The sequence below is a fragment of the Hahella sp. CCB-MM4 genome, assembly GCF_002260525.1.
Taxonomy (GTDB): Bacteria; Pseudomonadota; Gammaproteobacteria; order Pseudomonadales; family Oleiphilaceae; genus Hahella.
Genome location: NZ_MRYI01000001.1, coordinates 523,145 through 543,339, shown reverse-complemented (window position 1 = coordinate 543,339; position 20,195 = coordinate 523,145). Strand labels below are relative to the sequence as shown.

Sequence of the window (20,195 nt, the reverse complement as noted above, 5' to 3'; positions counted from 1 at the left end):
CCAGTGCGCAATGAAAAGGTAGTTATATGTCACAGTACGTCGTCTGTGCGCTATATAAGTTTGTCTCCCTGGACAACTATGAAGCGCTTCGCCAGCCACTATTGAATTTCATGGAAGAAAATGGAGTCAGAGGCACGCTGCTTCTGGCCAAAGAAGGTATCAACGGTACCGTATCAAGTACCCGTGAAGGGATTGATGCCCTGCTGGCCTATCTGAAATCTGATCCCAGACTGGCAGATCTCAGCTATAAAGAATCCTACGATGAACAAATTCCCTTTTACCGTACCAAGGTCAAACTCAAGAAAGAGATTGTCACCATGGGGGTGGAAGGTATCGACCCACGTAAAGTCGTGGGCACTTATGTAAAACCAAAGGAATGGAATAAGTTGATCAATGATCCGGAAGTATTGTTGATTGACACCCGTAACGATTACGAAGTGCAGATCGGCAAATTCAAGAATGCCGTGAATCCGGTCACTGAAACTTTCCGTGAGTTTCCTGATTACGTGAAGGAAAACCTGGATCCGACCAAACATAAGAAGGTCGCCATGTACTGTACTGGCGGAATTCGTTGTGAAAAATCCACAGCTTACCTGAAAGAGCTGGGCTTTGAGGATGTCTACCATCTGGAAGGCGGCATTCTGAAATATCTGGAAGAAGTACCGGAAGAAGAATCCTCCTGGGAAGGCGAATGCTTTGTGTTCGACAACCGTGTCGCGGTAAATCACCAACTGGAGAAGGGGCAATATGACCAATGTCACGCCTGCCGTATGCCGATTAGTGAAGAGGATATCGCAAGCGAACATTATATGCCGGGAGTTAGCTGTCCTCACTGCTTTGACAAGGTTACAGAAGAGCAGCGCCAGCGTTTCATCGCCCGCGAGCGTCAAGTGCAGTTGGCCAAGTCCCGTGGCGAAGATCACATCGGGTCGGGAGCGAAAGAAGCTATCCTGAAACGTCAGGCTGTCAAAAAGCGGATGCGGAAAAGCTACCATCAGGATAGCCAAAAGAATCAACCGAAGGCTGAAACGAACGCCTAGTTAGAAAACGGAGCCTCGTGCTCCGTTTTTTATCGGATACCCGGGATGCGCCGACTTAGTTTAAAAAGCCACGTACTTGTCGCACTTCAGCTTATTGGCATTACACTGAGTTGCTGGCCTGTTGGGTGGATTAACCGTGGTAGTGTGGGGTGGTTGGTTGTTGTCCTGCTGGGAACTGTGGCTGGTCTCGCAACACTGGGCTATAACAAAATCGGGAATTTCAGTATTTACCCGGAACCCAAGCCTCATGTGAAGTTGGTAACCAATGGACCATACCGGTTCGTGCGTCATCCGATGTACAGCAGTTTATTTATCATGATGGTCGGGATTGCTGGTTATAACTGGCATTGGTTGAACGCCATCGGCGTTGGTTGCGTGGTGCTTGCCGTGTCAGGTAAAGCTGTCATGGAGGAACGCTTTTTAAGGGAGATGTTTTCGGTATATGACGAGTATGCCGCTAAAACACCGCGTTTTGTTCCCTGGTATAAGAAAGCTGATTAATTCGAAGTCTCACCCTCTACATTATTTGTTTCACCTTTTGCCATATTACTTTTACCTTCTACCTTGAGAGTACAATCGTGTCTTCATCGCTATTCAATGTTCTGCCTCTCTCCAAGTCCATGTTGAGCAACCTCGACTCGCTCAACTATCACGAGATGACGCCTATACAGGCGGAATCGCTCCCAATGATACTCAATGGACGAGATCTGATCGCCAAAGCCAAAACCGGTAGTGGGAAGACGGCAGCATTCGGCATTGGTCTGTTGCATCATTTAAAAGTGGATTTCTACAGAGTCCAGTCCCTGGTGCTTTGTCCGACCAGAGAGCTGGCAGATCAGGTGGCAAAAGAGTTGAGGCGATTGGCAAGAGCGACTCACAATGTGAAGATTCTGACGTTGTGTGGCGGAATGCCTTTCGGACCACAGATTGGCTCATTGGAACACGGAGCCCATATCATTGTGGGAACGCCGGGTAGAATTCAGGAGCATCTTCGTAAGGGGACTCTGGAGCTGAAAGATCTTTCCATATTGGTGTTGGATGAGGCGGATCGAATGCTGGATATGGGATTTGAGGATTCCATTCAAAGTATTATCAGTCAATGTCCCAGCCAGCGGCAGACGCTGCTGTTTTCTGCGACCTACCCTGATCAGATTGCAAAAATGGCATCCGATTACCTGAGTGACCCGGTTGAGGTGACGGTTGAGAGCCTCCACGATCAGACACGTATAGCGCAGAACTTTTATGAGCTTGAACATACCCATGAGAAATATCTCCTGATTGAACGCCTGCTGGCGCACTATCAACCAGAGTCCACAGTGATTTTCTGTCACACTAAAAAAGATTGCCAGGATCTGGCCGATCAGCTTTCCAACGATGGATACAGCGCTTTAGCCTTGCATGGTGATCTGGAGCAGCGGGACCGTGATCAGGTGTTGGTCCGTTTTTCCAACCGTAGCTGCTCGATTCTCGTCGCGACAGATGTCGCAGCCCGAGGACTGGATATCAAAGCCCTTGATGTTGTGATTAACTTCGAACTTCCAAGAGATCCGGAAGTCTATGTTCACCGAATTGGGCGCACCGGCCGTGCAGGTCACGAAGGGGTCGCCTTAAGTCTTGTCACCCCTGCAGAAGGGCATCGGGTGAATCGTATTGAGTCTCTTTTAGGTGATACGGTGAAATGGGATGACGGCTCACGCCTGAATGATCAGCAGTCGGCGTTTAAGGAGCCCCCCATGGTGACTCTCTGTATTGATGGTGGAAAGAAAAATAAAATTCGTCCTGGCGACATACTCGGTGCCTTAACCGGCGAAGCTGGCTTTAAAGCAGAGCAGATTGGAAAGATTGATATCTTCCCGTTCCATTCATACGTCGCAGTGAAAAGAGATTTAGGGAAAGCCGCGTTAAAGCGGTTGCAGGACGGCAAGGTAAAAGGACGAAAAGTGAAAGTCAGGATGTTTCGTTGAATCGTATTTTGTAACAATGAATCGTGCGTTGAGGAAGAAAGCTGTTGCCAGGTATTCTGACCAGAGAGATTTTCCGTTATTACGCTTGCTATCAAGCCGTTGCTTTCTTCTTCAGCATGTTCTCAATTTCTCCTACCGTAACCGCTTGGCTGTAGTAAAATCCCTGTGCCTCATCGCAGCCTTCGGTTACCAGGAAATTGTGCTGTTGCTCGGTTTCCACTCCCTCCGCGATGACCCTAAGTTCCAGGCTTTTCGCCAGAGCAATGATGGCGCAGGTGATCGTTTTGTCGTCTTCATCCACTGGAATATTGCCAATAAAAGAGCGGTCAATCTTGAGCTTGGAAATAGGGAGATGCTTAAGATAGGAAAGTGAGGAATAACCGGTTCCGAAATCGTCGATTGCCAGCTCAATACCAGCTTCACGCAGGTCTTCCAGTATGGCAATGGCGTCGTCCGGGCGATCCATGAAGAAACTCTCTGTGATCTCCAATTCCAACCATTTCGGATCGCATTGCGTCTTTGTGAGGATGGCGAAGACCTTGGAGGAAAGATCTCTTTTTCTCAATTGCTTACCTGAAATGTTCACGGCCACACGACCGGGATTCAGGCCGGAGTCATACCAGGTTTTGATCTGGTGGCAGGCTGATTCAAGAATCTGTATCCCTATGGATTCAATAAGACCCGTGTCTTCCGCCAATGCGATGAAATCGCTCGGGGTTAACAGGCGGCCATCGGTGTGGTGCCAACGGGCCAATGCTTCAATGCCGATCAGCTCGCCCGTTTCAAGGTCGATTTGAGGCTGGTAGTAAGGAATAAACCCTCCATAATCCAATGCCTGACGGATTTCACCTTCAAGATTTACACGGGCCAGTGCGCTGGTGGTCATGTCTTCCGTATAGAAATGGAACATGTTGCGGCCTTCTTCCTTGGCCCGATACATGGCTGCGTCGGCGTTGCGCAGCAACGTTTCGGCATCGTCTCCGTCCTGAGGATACAAACTGATTCCCATGCTGGCGCTCAGGTAGAGATCCTGCCCCTCAAGATGTATGGGTTGCTGGAGTTTAAGTAGCAGTTTTTGTGTGGTACTGGTGACCTGCTGAATATTATCGACTGCTTCCAACACAACAATGAATTCGTCGCCGCCGAGGCGGGCCACGGTATCCTCATCCCTCAACAGTCTTGCCAGATTTTGCGCGACAGATTTAATGACTTCGTCACCAACGGCATGCCCCAAACTATCGTTAATGTCTTTAAAGCGGTCCAGATCTATGAAAATCAATGCCAACTGCTTATCGGTGCGGTGTGCCTTGGCGATAGCATGGCGCATGCGGTCAAACAGCAGCATACGATTAGGAAGGTTGGTCAGAGTATCGTGCTGGGCCAGATGATGCAGGTGGCGTTCCTTTTGATGGAGGTCATCCAGATGGCTTGTCAGCAGACTCTGCATTTCCATAAACGTTCTGGCCAGCAGGCCAATTTCGTCATTTTGCTTTATCGGTAGTTCGCCCATCACATGTTTGTCAGAGAAGCGCCTGACGGCATTTACCATCATGTTTAAAGGTTTGGAGACGGCTCGGGAAGTGATCATGGCAACCAATATGGCCAATACACTGAAGGCGATGACGATGTGAATGATATTTCGACCCAGCTGATGAGTACCGGCGAATACAGATTCCAGGGGGATCGCCAGCCCTAGAACCAGAAAACGATCAGGAGCCAATTCGCCAAGAGGGAGTTTTGTAAAGGCTCCGGCCAACTCACGTCCAGGTATGATTAACCCTGTACTAAAATCCCTGGTTGGTGGGGGGCTCATATTGAATACGAGGCTGCTGAGGGTGTTGTTAAATAACTCTTCGGTAGCCGGAAAGCTGTCTTGAATCAGGATGCTGCGGCCCCGGTCAAACCCGAATTCCTGGCTGCGATCTGGGTGAATGAGGAAATCTCCCTCCTGGTTCGTCAAATAGAGCAGGATATTGCTCGGCAGGTCTGCCTGTAACAGTTTGAACAGGCCATCCAGGTCGATATTGATCACAATCAGGCCCGCCACGTCTCCCTGCGTCGAAGTGACGGGAGCGGCCATTTGCAGCGTTGGCTTGTTCAGTCCCTGATGAGCACCAAATTCATGATTGATATTGATTCGGGACAGGTAAATTTTATCAGGCTCGAGGCCTAGGGTTTCATAGACATAGGGATATTGGGCTTTCTCCTGCAATTGTATTTGAGGGACGACAGAGAGTTTATCTGCCTCTCTGTCGACTCTTACCAACTCTTTGCCATAGTTGGCCTGGCCGACCAGGCGAATCTGAAAGTACTCAGGATGCAGATTGAGAATATTGATAAACACCTGCGTGAGATGGTCCCGTGGTTGATCGTCAGACTCGTTCTGAGGTGATCCCACTAAAATATGGGCCGAAGGCATTTGAGATAACAAGCGGACATTACTTTCAATTTCAGCTAACACGATGGAGAGACGCCGACCCAGTACCTGGGTCGATGTAAGCAGCTCTGATTCAGCAGATTTCACCAGCATGCTGCGGCTTTGGGTGAAGGTGTAGTATCCGGTTAAACCGGACGCCATGACCGCGAATACTGATAACAACAGCCCCAGTTTCAGCCCGATCCCCAGCTTCTTCTGCCTCAATTCAGAACCTACTGTGGCTTTTCCGCTTTGGGATTCATCATGGCTTCGTTTCTGGTGATCACCGGGATGCTTGTCTGTGGATGGTTTCACAATTGCCTTTGCCTAATCACCTGTCGTTGATGAAGTGCACATCGTCTCAAAATTTCTGCAGGCTATCGCCGGAGCGAATCTTCTGCCACAGTTGACCTCGCTTTTCGAAATCTTCCACCGGCTGAAGCCATATGATTTTGTCGCTGGATTTAATCAGGTTCGAAGGTTCTACGGTGTTTGGCAGTCCCTGACGGGCGGACAGTGCATCACTGACAGACTGTTCCAGAGTGTAATTGATCCAGGTTTCGGCCAGCTTATGGTCTTTTGCTCCCTTGGTAACTGACCAACAGTCGAGCCATGCCAGAGTGCCCTCTTTCACATTGACATAACCGATATCAGCGCCTGCATCGCGAAGCTGTTTCACCTGCTGACTGCCGTAGTTCCCAAAAATATAGGCAATCTGGTTATTCTGAAATAGGTCAACGGCTTCCTCCGGCGCGCTGTAGAAAGTCAGAACATTGCGCCGCAGTTCTACCAACTTTCTTTGTACCTGGGTGAATTGTTCATCATCCAGCTGAAAAGGATCGGCAATACCCAGAATTAATGCCGTAATCGAAAAATTATGATTACTGGCGTCAAAGGCCAGTACTTTGCCTTGGTAATTTTGGTCCCACATCGCTGCCATTGAATCAGGTGGAGACTTCACCATCTGCCGGTTATATATCAGCCCCATTGTGGAATATGTATAAGGAATCGCGTAAATCTTTCCTCCCCTCATGATGCCGGGAATTGATGCAAGATCCTTAAAACGGGGCAACTGAGTTTGAGTGTTGGGGATATTATTCAGATCAATGGGGACACTAAGGCCACTGTCAACGTAGCGTTGCAGCTCTGCGGTGTTGACCGCCAGGACATCGAAATCCTGACTCTCATTCTGGTTGGCTTTAGCCCACAGGTCATCATCGGTATCAATAAATGTCACTTCCACATGAACGTGGTAGCGCTCTTCAAAGGCTTTGACCAAATCTGGATCTGCATAACCCGGCCAGGTAAGAACCCGCAGGATTGATTCAGGTTGAGGCTCGGAGCAACCGGGTAACCATATGAAGAGATAAAGCAGCAACAACAGTCGTTTGAGCAACATATGCGGCAATAACCTGTGTAGTTGGCTATAAGCTGAACAGATGAGTTAACTATAGGCTAAATGTGATAGTTATGTGCGTCTAAATGCTCGTTGTTGCGGAATATTTATATTTCCAGATGTTATTGAGAACTTGAACGGCTCTTAGGGGGGAAGCACGTCGTAAGACGGGAGGCCAGGGTGCGTAGTGTGACAGGCCGCATATTGCGTAAAACAGTTTGTCATTAATGTGGCAAGTGAAGTTGAAGTTCTGACAGACTGGCTTTTAATGATGAAGAGATAAAGCAGACCTGTATGCAACGCAATAAATGGTTTCCGCTCAAGGACAACGATGATATCTGGATAGGCCAGTATATCGTTCCAAACTTTGCGTCAAACTCGGTTGCCCTGCGCTTTGCTGTTGATGACTGGCTGATATACAGCCCCGGCGAACCTCTGCTGGCTGATTGGCAGGCTCATTGGCCGGAATACCAGGGCCGGCTGAGTATCGTGATGCCAAATGCCTACCATTACCTGGGAGTCCATGCCTGGCAAAAAGCTTATCCGCAGGCTTATTTATACGCATCTGAAAAGGCAGCAAAGCGGTTACGTAAAAAAGGTCTGGCAGATATCAGGCTATTGGAAAAGCAGTCACCTGAGCTGCCGGCTGAATACCGTTTTCTGTTCCCTCCAGGGCATCGTGGCGGGGATATTTGGATATCAAAAAAAGCGGCAAAAGGCGCTATCTGGATTACCTGCGACAGTTTCATGAACTACCCCAGACTCTCCAATCAACCCATTGCCCGGATGCTTCAAAGAATGCTGGGAACTGCGCCTGGCATACGTATCGGCGAAGTGATTCGCTGGTTTATCCTGGATAATCGTACCGCATTTAAGCATTGGGCCCTGACCCAGCTGCAGGCTGATCAGCCTCAGACGCTCATTCCAAGCCATGGAGAGGTTTTTATGGGCCCGCAATTGAGTGCTGAGCTACAGTTGTTGGTTCAGCAAAGGCTGTAGACCGATCATGCCTAAGGGAGCCAGTTGGAAGGCTGATTCCTGAAATTGCCCGGCTGCAGTGCCCTATAGTCGAGCATTCCTTTTTCAATAGTCGAGAATTTCTCCGCAGAGTGCCGCTGATATAAATCGCTACAATTTATCCTTTCACAAATAGGAGACGCTTTCACTAAAATACGCCTCCGTTATGGATCTATACCTGCCCTAATATAGTACTGATAAGGAATAGTTAAGTGATATTAGCAAACCTCGATACAAGCTCGTTGGTTAAGCTAGGCGTTGCGCTGGTCTTCACCGGAACGCTGACAGCTTGCAAAACCAATCCGGAAGAGATTCTGGGATATAGTGCGAACCAGATTTGTTCTCGCCATTTTATTTCTAATGAACCCGTAGAATTTATTACGACTAAGGTGATTCCGGAAGCTCTTGCCAGTCTGGAATCAATGCCTGGTATTGATCTTGATTTGCAAAAGAAGCAGGTCACACTTACTTACCTGCATGATGGTGAGTCCTATATCCGTACTTCGGTGTATCGGGACGGCTTGGGCTGCACCTTGGCCCTAGATAGCACTCCGGACCAAGTTCAAGAACAGACCGTGAACCCTGTAGTGTTGAGCCCCGCTACACCTTTACCAGTGAATATCGACTCTTCTATTTCGCTTGATGCATTCTTTGAGGAACCCAAAGCCGATTATTCGGAGCGGTATAACACTTTTGCCGTGGTGGTTGCGCATAATGGGGAAATCGTTGCCGAGCAATATGACAATAAGCATAGCAAAGACACGCGTATGCTTAGTTGGTCTATGGCCAAGACCGTGACAGGACTGCTCGCTGGAGTCATGGATCAGCAGGCGATGATCACTAAATATGACACTGTTGATACCGGTGAACATGTGGTAACTGTGGACAACCTCATGCGGATGAGTTCCGGTCTGCAATGGAATGAGACTTCTGATAATGGCTCCAGTGATTTAGGTAATATGTGGTACCTAAATAGTGATTCCGCTGCATATGCTAAAAATAAGCCCGTCACTTATAAAGCAGGAAGTGAGTTTCATTATTCCACCGGGACTACTCAGATCCTTTCTGAGTACCTTGGCCAAAAGATGGGAGGAAATCTCCAGTCCATCTATGACTTTTACCAAACCCAGCTATTCACGCCTCTTGGTATCAATAATGCAATTATCGAACATGACGAAGCCGGGACCTTCCGCGGCGGTGCCCGTGTATTTCTGACTCCTCATGACTGGATCAAAATGGGCCAGTTGATAATCAATAAAGGTGTATGGAACGGCAAGCAACTGATTTCCGAGCAATGGATTGAAGAAATGAAGTCACCGGGAGTATCTAACTATTATGGTGGCCAACTTTGGCTCAACGACATGGGGATCTGGGTGCTGGATTTACCTAAAGATACCATCTCACTGCGCGGCCATCGTGGACAATATCTGGTGGTGATTCCGTCCAAGAATATCGTCGTTGCCCGGTTTGGAGCCTATGGGTCTGAGGTGAATCAGGATATCAATCGGGCCAATCGGAAACTAATGCGTAATGTGGCGGATTTGATTGAAAGTATCGAGGGATAGTATTTTCTATCGCATCTGAATGTGTCCCAATATGACGACCTGCTCCAACACCCCAAAGCCTGGTGTAATAAATATTTGGCAAGAGCTAGTGGGTGGATATTCCCGTCCATTCAGTGTTCGGGGCAGGGTATCCAGAAGCTAAGCGGCAGTCATCGGTGTGGAATTGTTCAGGGAATCGGAAGTTTGTTGGGAGGTGGAAACCTCCCACTTCCCCCGCTCACCCCGCTGAACCTTAATACACACCTCTAAATCCTGTTGCCGGTCAGGTTTTGTTAGGCGGAATTGATCAACTGTGTCAGGCAGCTGGCTGCCGAATACCTTTCTGAACCATAACCACACTCTCAAGAAAAGATTAGGTTTGTAGGCTTCCAGGGGCAGTGTAATGGACACTTCCACCAGTCCGAGGTTTTCCAGGCGGCTGAGGCTGGTGGCCAGATCCTCACGCTCTGCTGGCGGAACTTGAGAGAATTCCGCCAGTGAGTGACCGAAATCCCGCCAGGCTTTGGCCTGGCTGAGCTGAAAGTGAGCATCTGCACTGATCACGTCTGCCAGAGCGGCGTTGAGCAGCTGGTCCATGCGAAACCATTGTTGCTTCGAATAACGCGAGATCAGTTTTCCAATCATTCTTTTTCCCCCTGATGAAACCCTGTCGTTTGAATCAGGTCGGTGGTGTGGTTGAATCAGGTGTTTGAATGGCACTTGTCATCAATGACAAAACCCTGGCCAGGCCCTCAGGTATTGCTGATTCGGTGGCGTGGACGGTGACATCCAGTTGACCGTGTCGGTTAGTGGAGGACTCCGTTGAGGATTTACTCGAAGCATTACCTTTGATTGAAGCGCTGACCCAGGGACTGAGTAAGCTGCCGGTCTGGGCATTGATTTCGACACCTTTGGAGGTTTCCGATGAATCCCTGAAGGTTTCACTGACTTCAAAAGTGAAGTGAATATCCAGTGACTGTATCTGCAGATGGGGGACCGGCACCATGGCCAATAGAGGGGCCTTCACATCGATGGAGTTATTTGCCCCGCCGTTAACTTTTTGCACGCTGAAATCCACCGTGAGTGGCTTGCCGTCCTTATCAATCATGCTCTGGATATAATCACGGGTGGTTTCGGCTGCCACGCGCTGGGCTTTGACGGCTGCCACCAAGGGGGCGGCGATCATAAAATCCAGGGGGAGAGCCTGAAATTCTGCACCAATGAGGTTTTTTTCATCGCTCATGACAATCTCCTTTTAGGGTGTGGTGTTGTCCTTATCCTGTTGGTCTTCTTTGTCTTGATGGTTGGTCGATGGTGTATCGTCGACCGGCAGGATCTGACTCATATTCGTCATGGAGGTAAGAAGCTTGTCCAGGCCGGCAGGTAAGGGAATGGACTTAACGTTGATGTTGATCTTGATGGCGGACTGGGATTCCCTGTGCTTTGCTGCGTCCCCGGTGGGGGTTGAAACAATATCCCCTTCAATATTGACGGGCTTATCTACCAGAAACCATGGACGATGATAACGGTCAAAGGTCTGTCCAGCCTGATTGGATACGGCTTTCTTGCCTTCGCTTTCGCGAATCTGGGCATGTTTGACGACGCGCCGGGCAGACATTTCCAATTCGAACTGGGCAGAATCCACGGCCAGGGGGGCAATGGGCACCAGAGCTAACGCCGGGACTGAAAGTTTTTGGGTTTCCCCATCCTTATTGAACTTGAATTCCAGGCTATATGGATGCCCGTCACCGGCACCTTCCCGATGAGGGTATCCCAACTGTAAAAGCAGATTCAGGAATGAACGGGCGGAGTGCAGCTGGGCTTTCAGAATTGAATCAAGAGGGGCTAGCAGCGCCTGCTCAAGAGTCAGGCGGGTTGGAGATGTAGAGTCGTCATCCTCTCCCGGTGGCTCTGGAGGGGGTTGTTTTTCGCTGTCATCGTCCATTCATCGTCTCTCCATTGGCCTGAATTCAGGAAACGTGCGGAAAAATACAGACTAATGGGTCGGGAGAATTAAGCATTGTCCATTTCCTTGCTCGATTCAGGATACTCATTCCATGTAACACGCCACATGATTTGGTAATTTTTTAGTGGTGATTAAAAATTAGACCACTTGATTTGAAAGATCCAATTGAATTAGAAGGTCCAATTAAATTGAAAGCTCCAATTGATTTAAAAGAGCCAATAAAAACCAGAATCCTCAGGGGATATTGGGGCGGAGTTTCATTGGCAGTACCAGGGAAGAATCAATTGACTTTGAATTCTATCGTTTCAGTGATTTCTGACTGGGGGTGGCCGGTAATAACGACCTCTGCCCTGGTGCGGAATTCCCCTCTGGACAATGGCCAGAGATAGGTGGATTTTTGGGTGGTGGCAACAAGTTTATCGTTGATAAACCAGTTGACTGACTCAACATCGGCGATGTCGGTCAGAGCGAATTCAAAGTACTCGGATTCGTCCGGAATTCGAGGATCCATGGCCAATAACAAGCCTTTGCTGGGTTTCCTGATTCTGATTTCCTCAATGTCCTGGCTGTTTTCTTGCGGGAGTGTACCGCTGATAAACCATTCATCACGGGATTCGCATTGCTCATCGGCCAACATCCCCGTTTCAATACAAACCTGGTGCTTTTCCAGATTGTGACTCAGATAGAGAGGCTTCACTTCCCGGTACTTATTCAACTCATTGAAAACCGATCGCAGTACGAAGGATGGGCCTGAAGAGCCGGTGACCTGATTCATCTCTGTGTAGTCCAGATTTCCCATCCAGACGCCTACGGTATACCGGTCATTGAACCCGACAGACCAGGCATCCCTGTAGTCGCTGGAGGTTCCTGTCTTGACGGCTGTCTGATGGGGGAAATTGAGAACTGAATCCCAGCCGAATTCTTTTTCCCGGGCAGCAGGGTCAGACATAATATCTGCCATCAAACTGGCAATGTCTTCGGACAGCACTCGATGCCCACTTATCTGATTATGTTCACCCTCGATAAATGACAGAGGTTTGAAATCGCCCATTCTCGCCATCACAGTATAAGCCTGTACCAGTTCATACAGGGTGAGTTCTCCGTTGCCCAGTGCGAGACCATCGCCATAAACGTTAGGGTGTCCTGACAGGCTTTCCACTCCCAAGTCATATAGAAACGTCAGAAACTCTCCAGGTCCAACAAACTGAATGGCTCTGACGGCGGGAATATTCAGCGAATTGCCAAGGGCTTCACGAAGGGAAATCAGGCCGTAGTGGTCCCGGCTGTAGTTGTGATAGGTGTGCATACCCAGGCCGACACTCTCTTCCAATGGTGAGTCGTCAAGCATGGTGGCAGCTGTCCATCCCTTGCGGATGGCATTGGCATAGAGCAGGGGCTTCAAAGCTGAGCCGGGCTGGCGAGGTGTTGTGACCGCGTCGATTTTGTTGAACGGCTTACCCTGTCGGCCTGCATAACCGACTACCCAAGCGAGAATATCGTTGGTTTCGTGGTCTACCACCAGTACAGCGCCGTTTTGTACCCGATACTTTTCCAACCGATCCAGGCGGTTATCCAGGATCTTCTGGATCTTTTCCTGTAGCTCCAGATCAATGGTGGTATGGATGTCACCGTTTTCTCCGGTTTGTAACAGCGGATTCGAATTTGCATAGCGGATGAAATGGGAGAGGTCGTATGAGATATCGCTTTGATGCAGTTCCAGCGACTGCTGATCGATAGTCTCCTTGGTATTGTCAGCGATGTCCAAACGGGTCACCAGATCGCTGACAGAGCGGTCCAGGTTGGCGATCTGTTTTTGGGGATCCAGCCACCGGGGGGATCTCACCAGCACGGCCAGTGCCAGCATTTCCTTGTAATTCAACGTGGAAATATCCCGGCCAAAATAATAATTTGCCGCTTGAACGATGCCTCTGCGTTGAGCTTTGTAGGGAACCTGATTGAGATAGAACTCCAGTATCTCCACTTTGGAAAACTGGTCTTCGAGGGCCATCGCCTCAAATCCCTCTACCCAACGTGACCAGAAGGATCTGGGCCGGGGATGCAGCATCCTGACGACCTGCTCGGAAATAGTGCTCGCCCCTCGGACGATCCTGCCGGCCATCAGGTTCTGCCAGGCTGCATTTAAGCGGGCCAGCCAATCGACGCCATGATGAGAAAAAAAGCGTTTATCTTCTGATTGGATAAAGGCGTTTTGCAGAAACTCGGGAATATCGTGGAGGCGGATAACCTCATGGATGTTCCAGTCATTCTCATAGGTGATATTCAGCCGGCGTCCATAGCGGTCCAGATAAGTATGTTTGGCAATGCCATTGGAGGGTGAGAGCAAGTCCTCCGGCATTGGCTCGATGGCCAGATACGTCGACACCAGCAGAACAACGGCCAGTATCGTCAGACTGACGATACCAACCGTTTTCCATCGCCTGAGCAGTCGTCTCAGCGGGATCATTCCGCCACTCTTAGTTTGGCTGGAAGGCCTTTTCCATAAACATCCGGATCATACATTTCCTCCGCCATGGACGGCATCACGCTGAAGTCTCCTTCGGCGATAGCCTGCGCGGTATAGGAAAGCAGATAATTACCTGCTGGCAGATAGTCGGCGTAGAAACGTGCCGCATCATGGCGCAATTCCTTGTGGTAGAAGCTCCAGAAATAGCGTCCGTAGTATGACCAGTCAGATATCTGGTAGAACCAGGAACCATCTGCCATTTTGAAGTCTCCCTTATCCGCATCCACCTGTGAGGCTGTTGCCAGATCGGTATTAACCGGCTCCAATCCACCGGGTATGGGGTCATTCACCACAACAAAATGTCTTGCGGTGGGGACGGAGACAAATAGAGTCACCTTCACCAGATCACCCCGTTGAATATCCATAGGACTCGCGAGGAGGACGAATTTGCCGTCTTTTTCAATGGAGTATTCCCGACGTATTTCGATGCCGGAGTTGATGCGGGCAGCATTATCTTCTGTCAGGTCGTAGGCAATCCGCGCTGAATAGTACAGCCTGCCTGTACCTTCTTTGTTGATATCGATGGTCGCTGAACGACCGGGATCGTCTTCCTGCATCGGCCGGCTGATGGTCACCATAGGATCGGCTTTGGAAGTGAATGGTGCTTCGCCGAGAACCTTGCCGTCGAAACTCACAGAAACCTTCATGGAGGGTTCTTTGGTTTCGTATGCCGCAGCATATTCAATCAGGGCATTCAGGCAGAAGACGTTCTCCTGGGTATTTTCCCAATGATCCCGGTTACCGCGACTTTGGGTAATACTGCGCACCAGTTTAAACGGAATGTCGGCGATGGAATCCCCCAGGTCTGCAGCCTCCTGCGCACTAAGAAGGCTTGAAAGTACCGCACAGTTGGAGCGCAATGGGGTGGCCAGGACGTATTTATAGCTGTCATCCCAGGGTTCATTGAACTGGAATTTTCCACCGGTCTGGCTGGCATAGCCGAGGATGTCATCCACCGTTTTTCCAACGTAGTTTTGTGCGGCTCCCTTGGTATTGATTGCAGCCTTCAGGAAGTGAGATTTCCCGAATAAATCCATTTCGGATACCTGGGGGCCATAACGGAGGATATCGTCCTGACTGATTTTTCCGGATTCTGAGAGTGCTGCCAGTGCGACGGCCCTGACCGACGACGACATTCCCTTGCTGTAGAATGTTGGGAATTCATCTTTGCGCAGCAGATTCAGCAGATACTTGTGTAGACGTTCCTCAACGGCTTCAGGGATAGAATAACCGCTTTGGCGCAGCCAGTTGAAAGCCATTGCCGTGTAAGCCGACAGATAGGGGCTGACATAGCTGTTAGAAGGTATCCAGTATGCCATCCCTCCATTGGGAGCCTGGAAATTGGCTGCGACGTTCAGGGTATTGGCGATATCCTCCTGAGGATGAGGCCATTTGGTCTCTTCTGCCACATATTCTTTCAGTTCGACGTAGGAGCGTGCGACCACCGCACGGGTCAGGCGTTGCTCCCAGCACTGATGGGGATAATCGCGCATGTATTGCAGGGCACCGTCAATGTTGCCAATGACCGTTGGTGACAGTGTTGCGCCGATATATCCGACATCCGTATAGATCCCTTCGGGAACCTGAACCGCTTCGCTGATATGCTCCTTCGTTGTGGTGCCGTAGGTGGCGGCTGTTTCAAGTGAGCGCCGCTTGTTAACGGTAAGTTTGTGCTCAACCGCATCCCGATCTACCTGATCACCCGCGCGGGCAATGAACGTCAGCTCGCCGTTGCCCTTGGTTGCCAGTGGAATCCAGATGTTCTGTCGTTGGTAAGGCGCGACTTCCACATCGTATTCGAAGGTGGTGGGGGTGTCTTCTGTCAGTGGACCTTTCACGGCCACATTCAGTTTCAAGGTTCTGGGCTTGTCCGTCCGGTTCATGATATTGAAGCCGGCTTTGAACTGATCACCTTCGATCACCTGATTGGGCATGACCGGGCGAAGTTCTGTTGGTCGGTTAACTTTGAAGTTAACATCACCAAGCCCCATGCGGTCATCCGGTGTCACAGCAAAGGCGAATATCCGCCATCCGGTAAGATTGTCAGGAACCTCGAATTCGATCTCCGCCTCGCCATCAGCATTTGGCGTAATGGACGGATTCCAGTAGCTGACAAATTTGAACTGAGATCTTATTTGAGAATAGGAAGCTCCATCCCCTCCGGGGTTAGCGCCTTTTTTCTCGAACTTCTGTCTTCCCACCAGACGGCTGATCAAGCTGTAATTATAGACATCCAGAGCATCGAGCCGATTAAACCCGGAGTAAGGATCGTAGTAGCGTTCTCCGCTGCGGTTCAGGGCCAACACGGATTCATCCACTACCGCCACGGCTATCTCATAGCCTGACTGGTTGGAAGGCTGTTTCTGGCTAACCTTGATTTTGGCCTTAACCTTATCCCGAGGTTTATATACCTCTTTATCGGTGGTGACCTGAATATCCAGTTTTTTGAAGGGATCAGAAACCGATGCCTCCAAGTAACCCATACGGTAACTCGGTTTGCCGAGGTCCACTTTATTGGGGCCGAGCGGTTTTTCCACCCTGGGCGAGACCACCACTACGGAGAGGTAGAACCCAGGCAGATATTCGGGTTTTACCGGAAACTCTATGACCGGAGTGCTGGAGTCGAGGGTTTCCAGCCAGCTGTCCAGGACACCATAGCGCTCAACGGTGACCAGGGCTTTGGCCCCTGGGTAGGGGTTCTTGATCAGGTAGCGGGCTGTGTCGCCGATTTTGTACTCGGTTTGTGCCGGAACGATTTGCAGAGTGGCATCATTAGTCTGATCCCAAACGACATTACCGCTGCCCGTCACCCAACCGAATAACATCGTGCTGTGTTCTTTGTCATTCTCATCCTTGATGCTGGCCACAAACTGATAGTAACCGGGATGTGCAGGCTTGAACTCGCAGATGGTAGCCGATTTCGTACTTTTCAGGGCACACTGGGTTTCTTCCACCCATTCCATAATATTTTGGGTGAGATAGGCATTGCCGGGGCCTTTTACCCGAGAGGCTTTGTACTCGCGGTGATTGATGGTGATATTAATATCCACACCCGGCACCAGGTTGCCTTCCTGATCGACCACAAGGGATTCCAGTTTGGCACTCTCGCCCTTTTTATAGATCCAACTGGTATTGCGCAAGCCGACGAAACGGTTCCTTCCCGCATAATCCGCAGCGGTAGAGGCAGCCACAAACTTCCCCCTTTCATCCTTGACGGCGGCTTCGACGATCACCGTACCGAAATAAATTTCTGTTTCAGGAAGCGTAAATGCGTCCACATACTCACCTGCGTTGTCCAGCTTGCCTCTCAGATCAAGCAGGTTGCTCTGGCTCGAGTTCAGGTATTTGCCGCTGCTGCTTCCGAAGGTAAAGCCCCTGGCCAGTGGGTTATTGGTCCTAAACGGTTTTTCGTTCAGCCGGGCAGTCAGGCGAATTTCGGCTTCGGTGAATGGTCCTCCGGAGTGCAAGGTGGCCAGTGATGTGATTTCTACTTGATCGTTCGCTTTGAACAAGTCACCGTTCAACTCGGTTTTGACTTTAAAGGGAGCAGGGGTGAAATCACTCACCAGTACTGACATCGGAGTCCAGGTGAAGCGGTAGTATTCCTCATTGGCTTTTTTAGCCGGCATAAGCTGGAACTGATACCAGCCCACGGCACCTTGTTCGGGAACCTTGAATTCGCCATCAAATGCACCGAATTCATTCAGCGTGATATTTTTCTTTTCAAAGACCACTTTGGATTGAGGATCATAGACCTGTAGTTCATATCCGGCTTTCTCAGGAGATACCCAGTTTTTGTTGCTCTGGTCCCGGACATAGATTTTGAATTGAACTTTATCCCCAAGCTTGTAAACACCTTGGGCAGTCGCACCCCAGGCATGGGTATGTCCGCCTTTTTCCATGAACTGCGGGTAGACTCCGCCGCCTCTGACGGTAAAGTCACTATTCAGGGGGACCAAAGCCATGTCCTGGTCATGTTCCACTTTGACAAAAAATCCGGGGTAGGTTTGCCTTTCACCGCCCCAGATAAGCTTCAGATCCGGGTCAAGCTCTGCCAGCCCGGGTAGTTCCGCCAGTCCCTCATCGTCTGTCTGTGCAGTTAGATCCAAGGACTCCAGTCCGGGAAGGTTTTCATAAGACCCTTTCCACAGGGAAACCTTCGCGTTCTTAACCGGAAGCCCGTTATCGAATCGTGTTACCCAGGCAAGAGAGTTGAAATGACCGAATTTAAAGTGGACCTGATAGGGGGTCACTTGGGCCAGAATTTCAGGATCTCTGTACCAATCGGGCGGGACCGGGTCTGGGTGCAAGCTGGCGAAGAGCACTCCACTGTCATTGTTCAGAAGTTCCCGGACCCCCATAGGTAGAGCATATGAAATATCTTCGGCCTTTGCTGTCGGAATGTCTGTCTGCAGTCCTTTTCCTGAATCTGTGCTTCCCAGCCTGTCGTAGGAGGCGGCCACCTTATTGAGATTGGTGACATAAAGCGGGATATCGCTTTCAACATCTTTTTCCAGGACTGCATAGTTGTGTGCAAGCCTGAGATTGGGTTCCCGGTGGCCTGTATAAAAATGGAAGTCTATCGGTTGACTCAGGTGGCGACCAAACTCGTCCTGTAGCTCGTCGGAGTTAATGGCGACAGCATACTCCTGATAAGCCTTCAACAGTTCAGGCAGCCATATCTGATAAACGCGTCCACTTCGATGGGGAGAGGTAAGGCTGGTCCAGTCCTGCGTATTTTCCCAGGGGTCATAGTCGGTACGATTACCGTCCAGTCGGGGGGCAAAGGTCACATGATGTTTGACCATTGAATTCACCACAGGCGAGGAAAATACCAGGGCCACCGGACTTAATGGAGCACAGCGCTTGGTGAGCGTCGGCTCATCTTTCAGTTTCGCCAAGGTGTCCAGAGGTATGGTGATCTGGTTCTCTTCTCCCTTGGGAGTGCAGCGCAGTCCCACGAAGCTGAATTCGGGGTAGGTGTCGAAACTGACGACGGTGCGGTTTTCCACGCCGGCTTCCAAGCCTTCGCTGGATTTTAGCCCAGGTGCCACATCAAGCCAGATTGTCTGATCCAATGGTAGTTCCCGTTTCGGCTCTACAATCCAGATTCTGCGTGCTTCTTCGCCACTCACCTGGGTCAGTCGATCATCGACCTTGGCACCTTGCGATTGATCCAGCATCAACCTCCACCAGGCCTGATTTCTGGGGATATCGTCAGGGAACGCGACGATATTAACCGGGCCGCCTTCACTGTCGTTGCTTACCTTCATGAACAAGGAAGTTTCCACAGAAGATTTTGTTACTGGCTGGTTGAAGGTGACCTGAATCAGTGGGGAGCCGGGGGAGAGCCAGTTAATGAAGCGGGTATAGGAAACTTTAGGGCGCACCGTCGTAAAGTGGTGTTTTACCGTGCCGGCGAGCATGTCTCCATCGGTGGTGGCGATGCCGGGTTTCATGGTGACGGTATAGCGTGTGGCCGGCTGCATGCGGTCTTCATCCCTGAGCTGGCAGGCCAAGGCGCTGGTGTTTAGCCAACGCCACTCGCATTTTAATTGCGGCTGGATGGAGACCGGAATGTCTTTGGCATCTCTTTCCATCCGGCCAATAGGGACCACCGGGCGGTCAAACTGGAAAACAATCTGCTGACCGGCTTGTACATCATTACCCTTTGGGGTGATTCTTAGAACTCTCAGAGCCTTATCGTCAGGTCGATCAGCGGAATCAAATGCAAGCAGTTCGGCAAGGTCGGCGTTACGCTCCCGATATTTCTCCTGCAGACAGGAAATCGCTTTTTCCTGCTGCAGATTACAGGCCTGGTTCCTGTTTCTCAGCCAATCCAGTTGCTCATCCTTGAAGGAATCCCTGGCATCGGCTGGTAACTTCTCCCTGACTTTTTTATAGCGGGCAGCCAGTTGGGAATCCAGTTGCGCCAGTTCATCAGATTGACAAATAAGCTCTTCGATATATTGGCTGGCCTTGCTGCAGTCAAAGCTTGGTGTGGCCGCACTTGCCGAATGAGCCAGGACCAGGGCCATGAACAGGCCGAGGATCGGGGCTATGAGATGATGTTTGTCCATTTTTGTCTCCACCAAATTATCTGTCTTCGACCTGCCGCAATATATCCTTGCAAGTATGGCACTAATGTATGGCGTTCAGGAGGCGGAATTCTGACAAAATATGGCAGGTACAGGTAGTGTAATTTGTTGTGAAATTGTGAATCATGACAGGTGCTGGTGAGCACTTAACCAATTCGTTAGTTCAAATCCTGATGCTTTCCCCAGGGTCTATACTCATGTGTTGTGTTCGACATAAAAAGGGAAGAAGA

Annotated in this window: 12 protein-coding genes; 5 read left to right on the top strand and 7 right to left on the bottom strand. The window is 50.0% G+C overall.

Annotated features, from left to right (window positions below; translation table 11 throughout):
• Positions 1 to 26 precede the first annotated feature (26 nt).
• From BTA51_RS02440 to dbpA, 3 genes are all read left to right on the top strand, one after another.
• Positions 27 to 1,040, top strand: coding sequence for a rhodanese-related sulfurtransferase (locus tag BTA51_RS02440; RefSeq protein ID WP_094705793.1), 1,014 nt, complete (start codon positions 27 to 29; stop codon positions 1,038 to 1,040).
• A 45-nt stretch (positions 1,041 to 1,085) separates the two neighbouring features.
• Entirely contained in the window at positions 1,086 to 1,541 is a 456-nt protein-coding gene (locus BTA51_RS02435; RefSeq protein ID WP_094705792.1) for an isoprenylcysteine carboxylmethyltransferase family protein, read from the top strand.
• 77 nt (positions 1,542 to 1,618) lie between these two features.
• On the top strand, positions 1,619 to 3,004 hold the full coding sequence (gene dbpA, locus BTA51_RS02430) for an ATP-dependent RNA helicase DbpA (RefSeq protein WP_094705791.1): 1,386 nt from the start codon (positions 1,619 to 1,621) through the stop codon (positions 3,002 to 3,004).
• 91 nt (positions 3,005 to 3,095) lie between these two features.
• Here dbpA and BTA51_RS02425 read toward each other — a convergent pair whose 3' ends face one another.
• Positions 3,096 to 5,735, bottom strand: coding sequence for an EAL domain-containing protein (locus BTA51_RS02425; RefSeq protein WP_094705790.1), 2,640 nt, complete (start codon positions 5,733 to 5,735; stop codon positions 3,096 to 3,098).
• 46 nt (positions 5,736 to 5,781) lie between these two features.
• Complete coding sequence (locus BTA51_RS02420) at positions 5,782 to 6,819, bottom strand: ABC transporter substrate-binding protein (protein ID WP_094705789.1); 1,038 nt, start codon at positions 6,817 to 6,819, stop codon at positions 5,782 to 5,784.
• A 291-nt stretch (positions 6,820 to 7,110) separates the two neighbouring features.
• Between BTA51_RS02420 and BTA51_RS02415 the strand changes: the two genes are divergently transcribed.
• Positions 7,111 to 7,815, top strand: a complete 705-nt coding sequence (locus BTA51_RS02415; protein WP_094705788.1) for a hypothetical protein — start codon at positions 7,111 to 7,113, stop codon at positions 7,813 to 7,815.
• A 230-nt stretch (positions 7,816 to 8,045) separates the two neighbouring features.
• On the top strand, positions 8,046 to 9,398 hold the full coding sequence (locus BTA51_RS02410) for a serine hydrolase (RefSeq protein WP_094705787.1): 1,353 nt from the start codon (positions 8,046 to 8,048) through the stop codon (positions 9,396 to 9,398).
• A gap of 138 nt (positions 9,399 to 9,536) precedes the next feature.
• Here the strand turns inward: BTA51_RS02410 and BTA51_RS02405 are convergent, their stop codons facing one another.
• The 5 genes from BTA51_RS02405 to BTA51_RS02385 form a co-directional block, all read right to left on the bottom strand.
• Positions 9,537 to 10,022: a hypothetical protein gene (locus BTA51_RS02405; RefSeq protein WP_094705786.1), complete on the bottom strand. Its 486-nt coding sequence runs from the start codon at positions 10,020 to 10,022 to the stop codon at positions 9,537 to 9,539.
• Between the two features lie 34 nt (positions 10,023 to 10,056).
• Positions 10,057 to 10,620, bottom strand: coding sequence for a DUF2589 domain-containing protein (locus BTA51_RS02400; RefSeq protein ID WP_094705785.1), 564 nt, complete (start codon positions 10,618 to 10,620; stop codon positions 10,057 to 10,059).
• A gap of 12 nt (positions 10,621 to 10,632) precedes the next feature.
• Entirely contained in the window at positions 10,633 to 11,322 is a 690-nt protein-coding gene (locus BTA51_RS02395; protein WP_094705784.1) for a DUF2589 domain-containing protein, read from the bottom strand.
• A gap of 301 nt (positions 11,323 to 11,623) precedes the next feature.
• On the bottom strand, positions 11,624 to 13,807 hold the full coding sequence (locus BTA51_RS02390; protein ID WP_094705783.1) for a transglycosylase domain-containing protein: 2,184 nt from the start codon (positions 13,805 to 13,807) through the stop codon (positions 11,624 to 11,626).
• The gene (locus BTA51_RS02385; protein ID WP_094705782.1) at positions 13,804 to 19,947 is read right to left on the bottom strand and encodes an MG2 domain-containing protein; all 6,144 of its coding nucleotides are present in this window, start codon (positions 19,945 to 19,947) and stop codon (positions 13,804 to 13,806) included. The genes BTA51_RS02390 and BTA51_RS02385 overlap by 4 nt, the downstream gene beginning before the upstream one ends.
• Positions 19,948 to 20,195 lie beyond the last annotated feature (248 nt).

Bases quoted from the DNA above. Each gene is read 5' to 3' on its own strand.
- BTA51_RS02440 (WP_094705793.1), top strand. From the start codon at position 27: ATGTCACAGTACGTCGTCTGTGCGCTATATAAGTTTGTCTCCCTGGAC.
- BTA51_RS02435 (WP_094705792.1), top strand. From the start codon at position 1,086: ATGCGCCGACTTAGTTTAAAAAGCCACGTACTTGTCGCACTTCAGCTT.
- BTA51_RS02420 (WP_094705789.1), bottom strand. From the start codon at position 6,819: ATGTTGCTCAAACGACTGTTGTTGCTGCTTTATCTCTTCATATGGTTA.
- BTA51_RS02415 (WP_094705788.1), top strand. From the start codon at position 7,111: ATGCAACGCAATAAATGGTTTCCGCTCAAGGACAACGATGATATCTGG.
- BTA51_RS02405 (WP_094705786.1), bottom strand. From the start codon at position 10,022: ATGATTGGAAAACTGATCTCGCGTTATTCGAAGCAACAATGGTTTCGC.
- BTA51_RS02400 (WP_094705785.1), bottom strand. From the start codon at position 10,620: ATGAGCGATGAAAAAAACCTCATTGGTGCAGAATTTCAGGCTCTCCCC.
- BTA51_RS02395 (WP_094705784.1), bottom strand. From the start codon at position 11,322: ATGGACGATGACAGCGAAAAACAACCCCCTCCAGAGCCACCGGGAGAG.
- BTA51_RS02390 (WP_094705783.1), bottom strand. From the start codon at position 13,807: ATGATCCCGCTGAGACGACTGCTCAGGCGATGGAAAACGGTTGGTATC.
- BTA51_RS02385 (WP_094705782.1), bottom strand. From the start codon at position 19,947: ATGGACAAACATCATCTCATAGCCCCGATCCTCGGCCTGTTCATGGCC.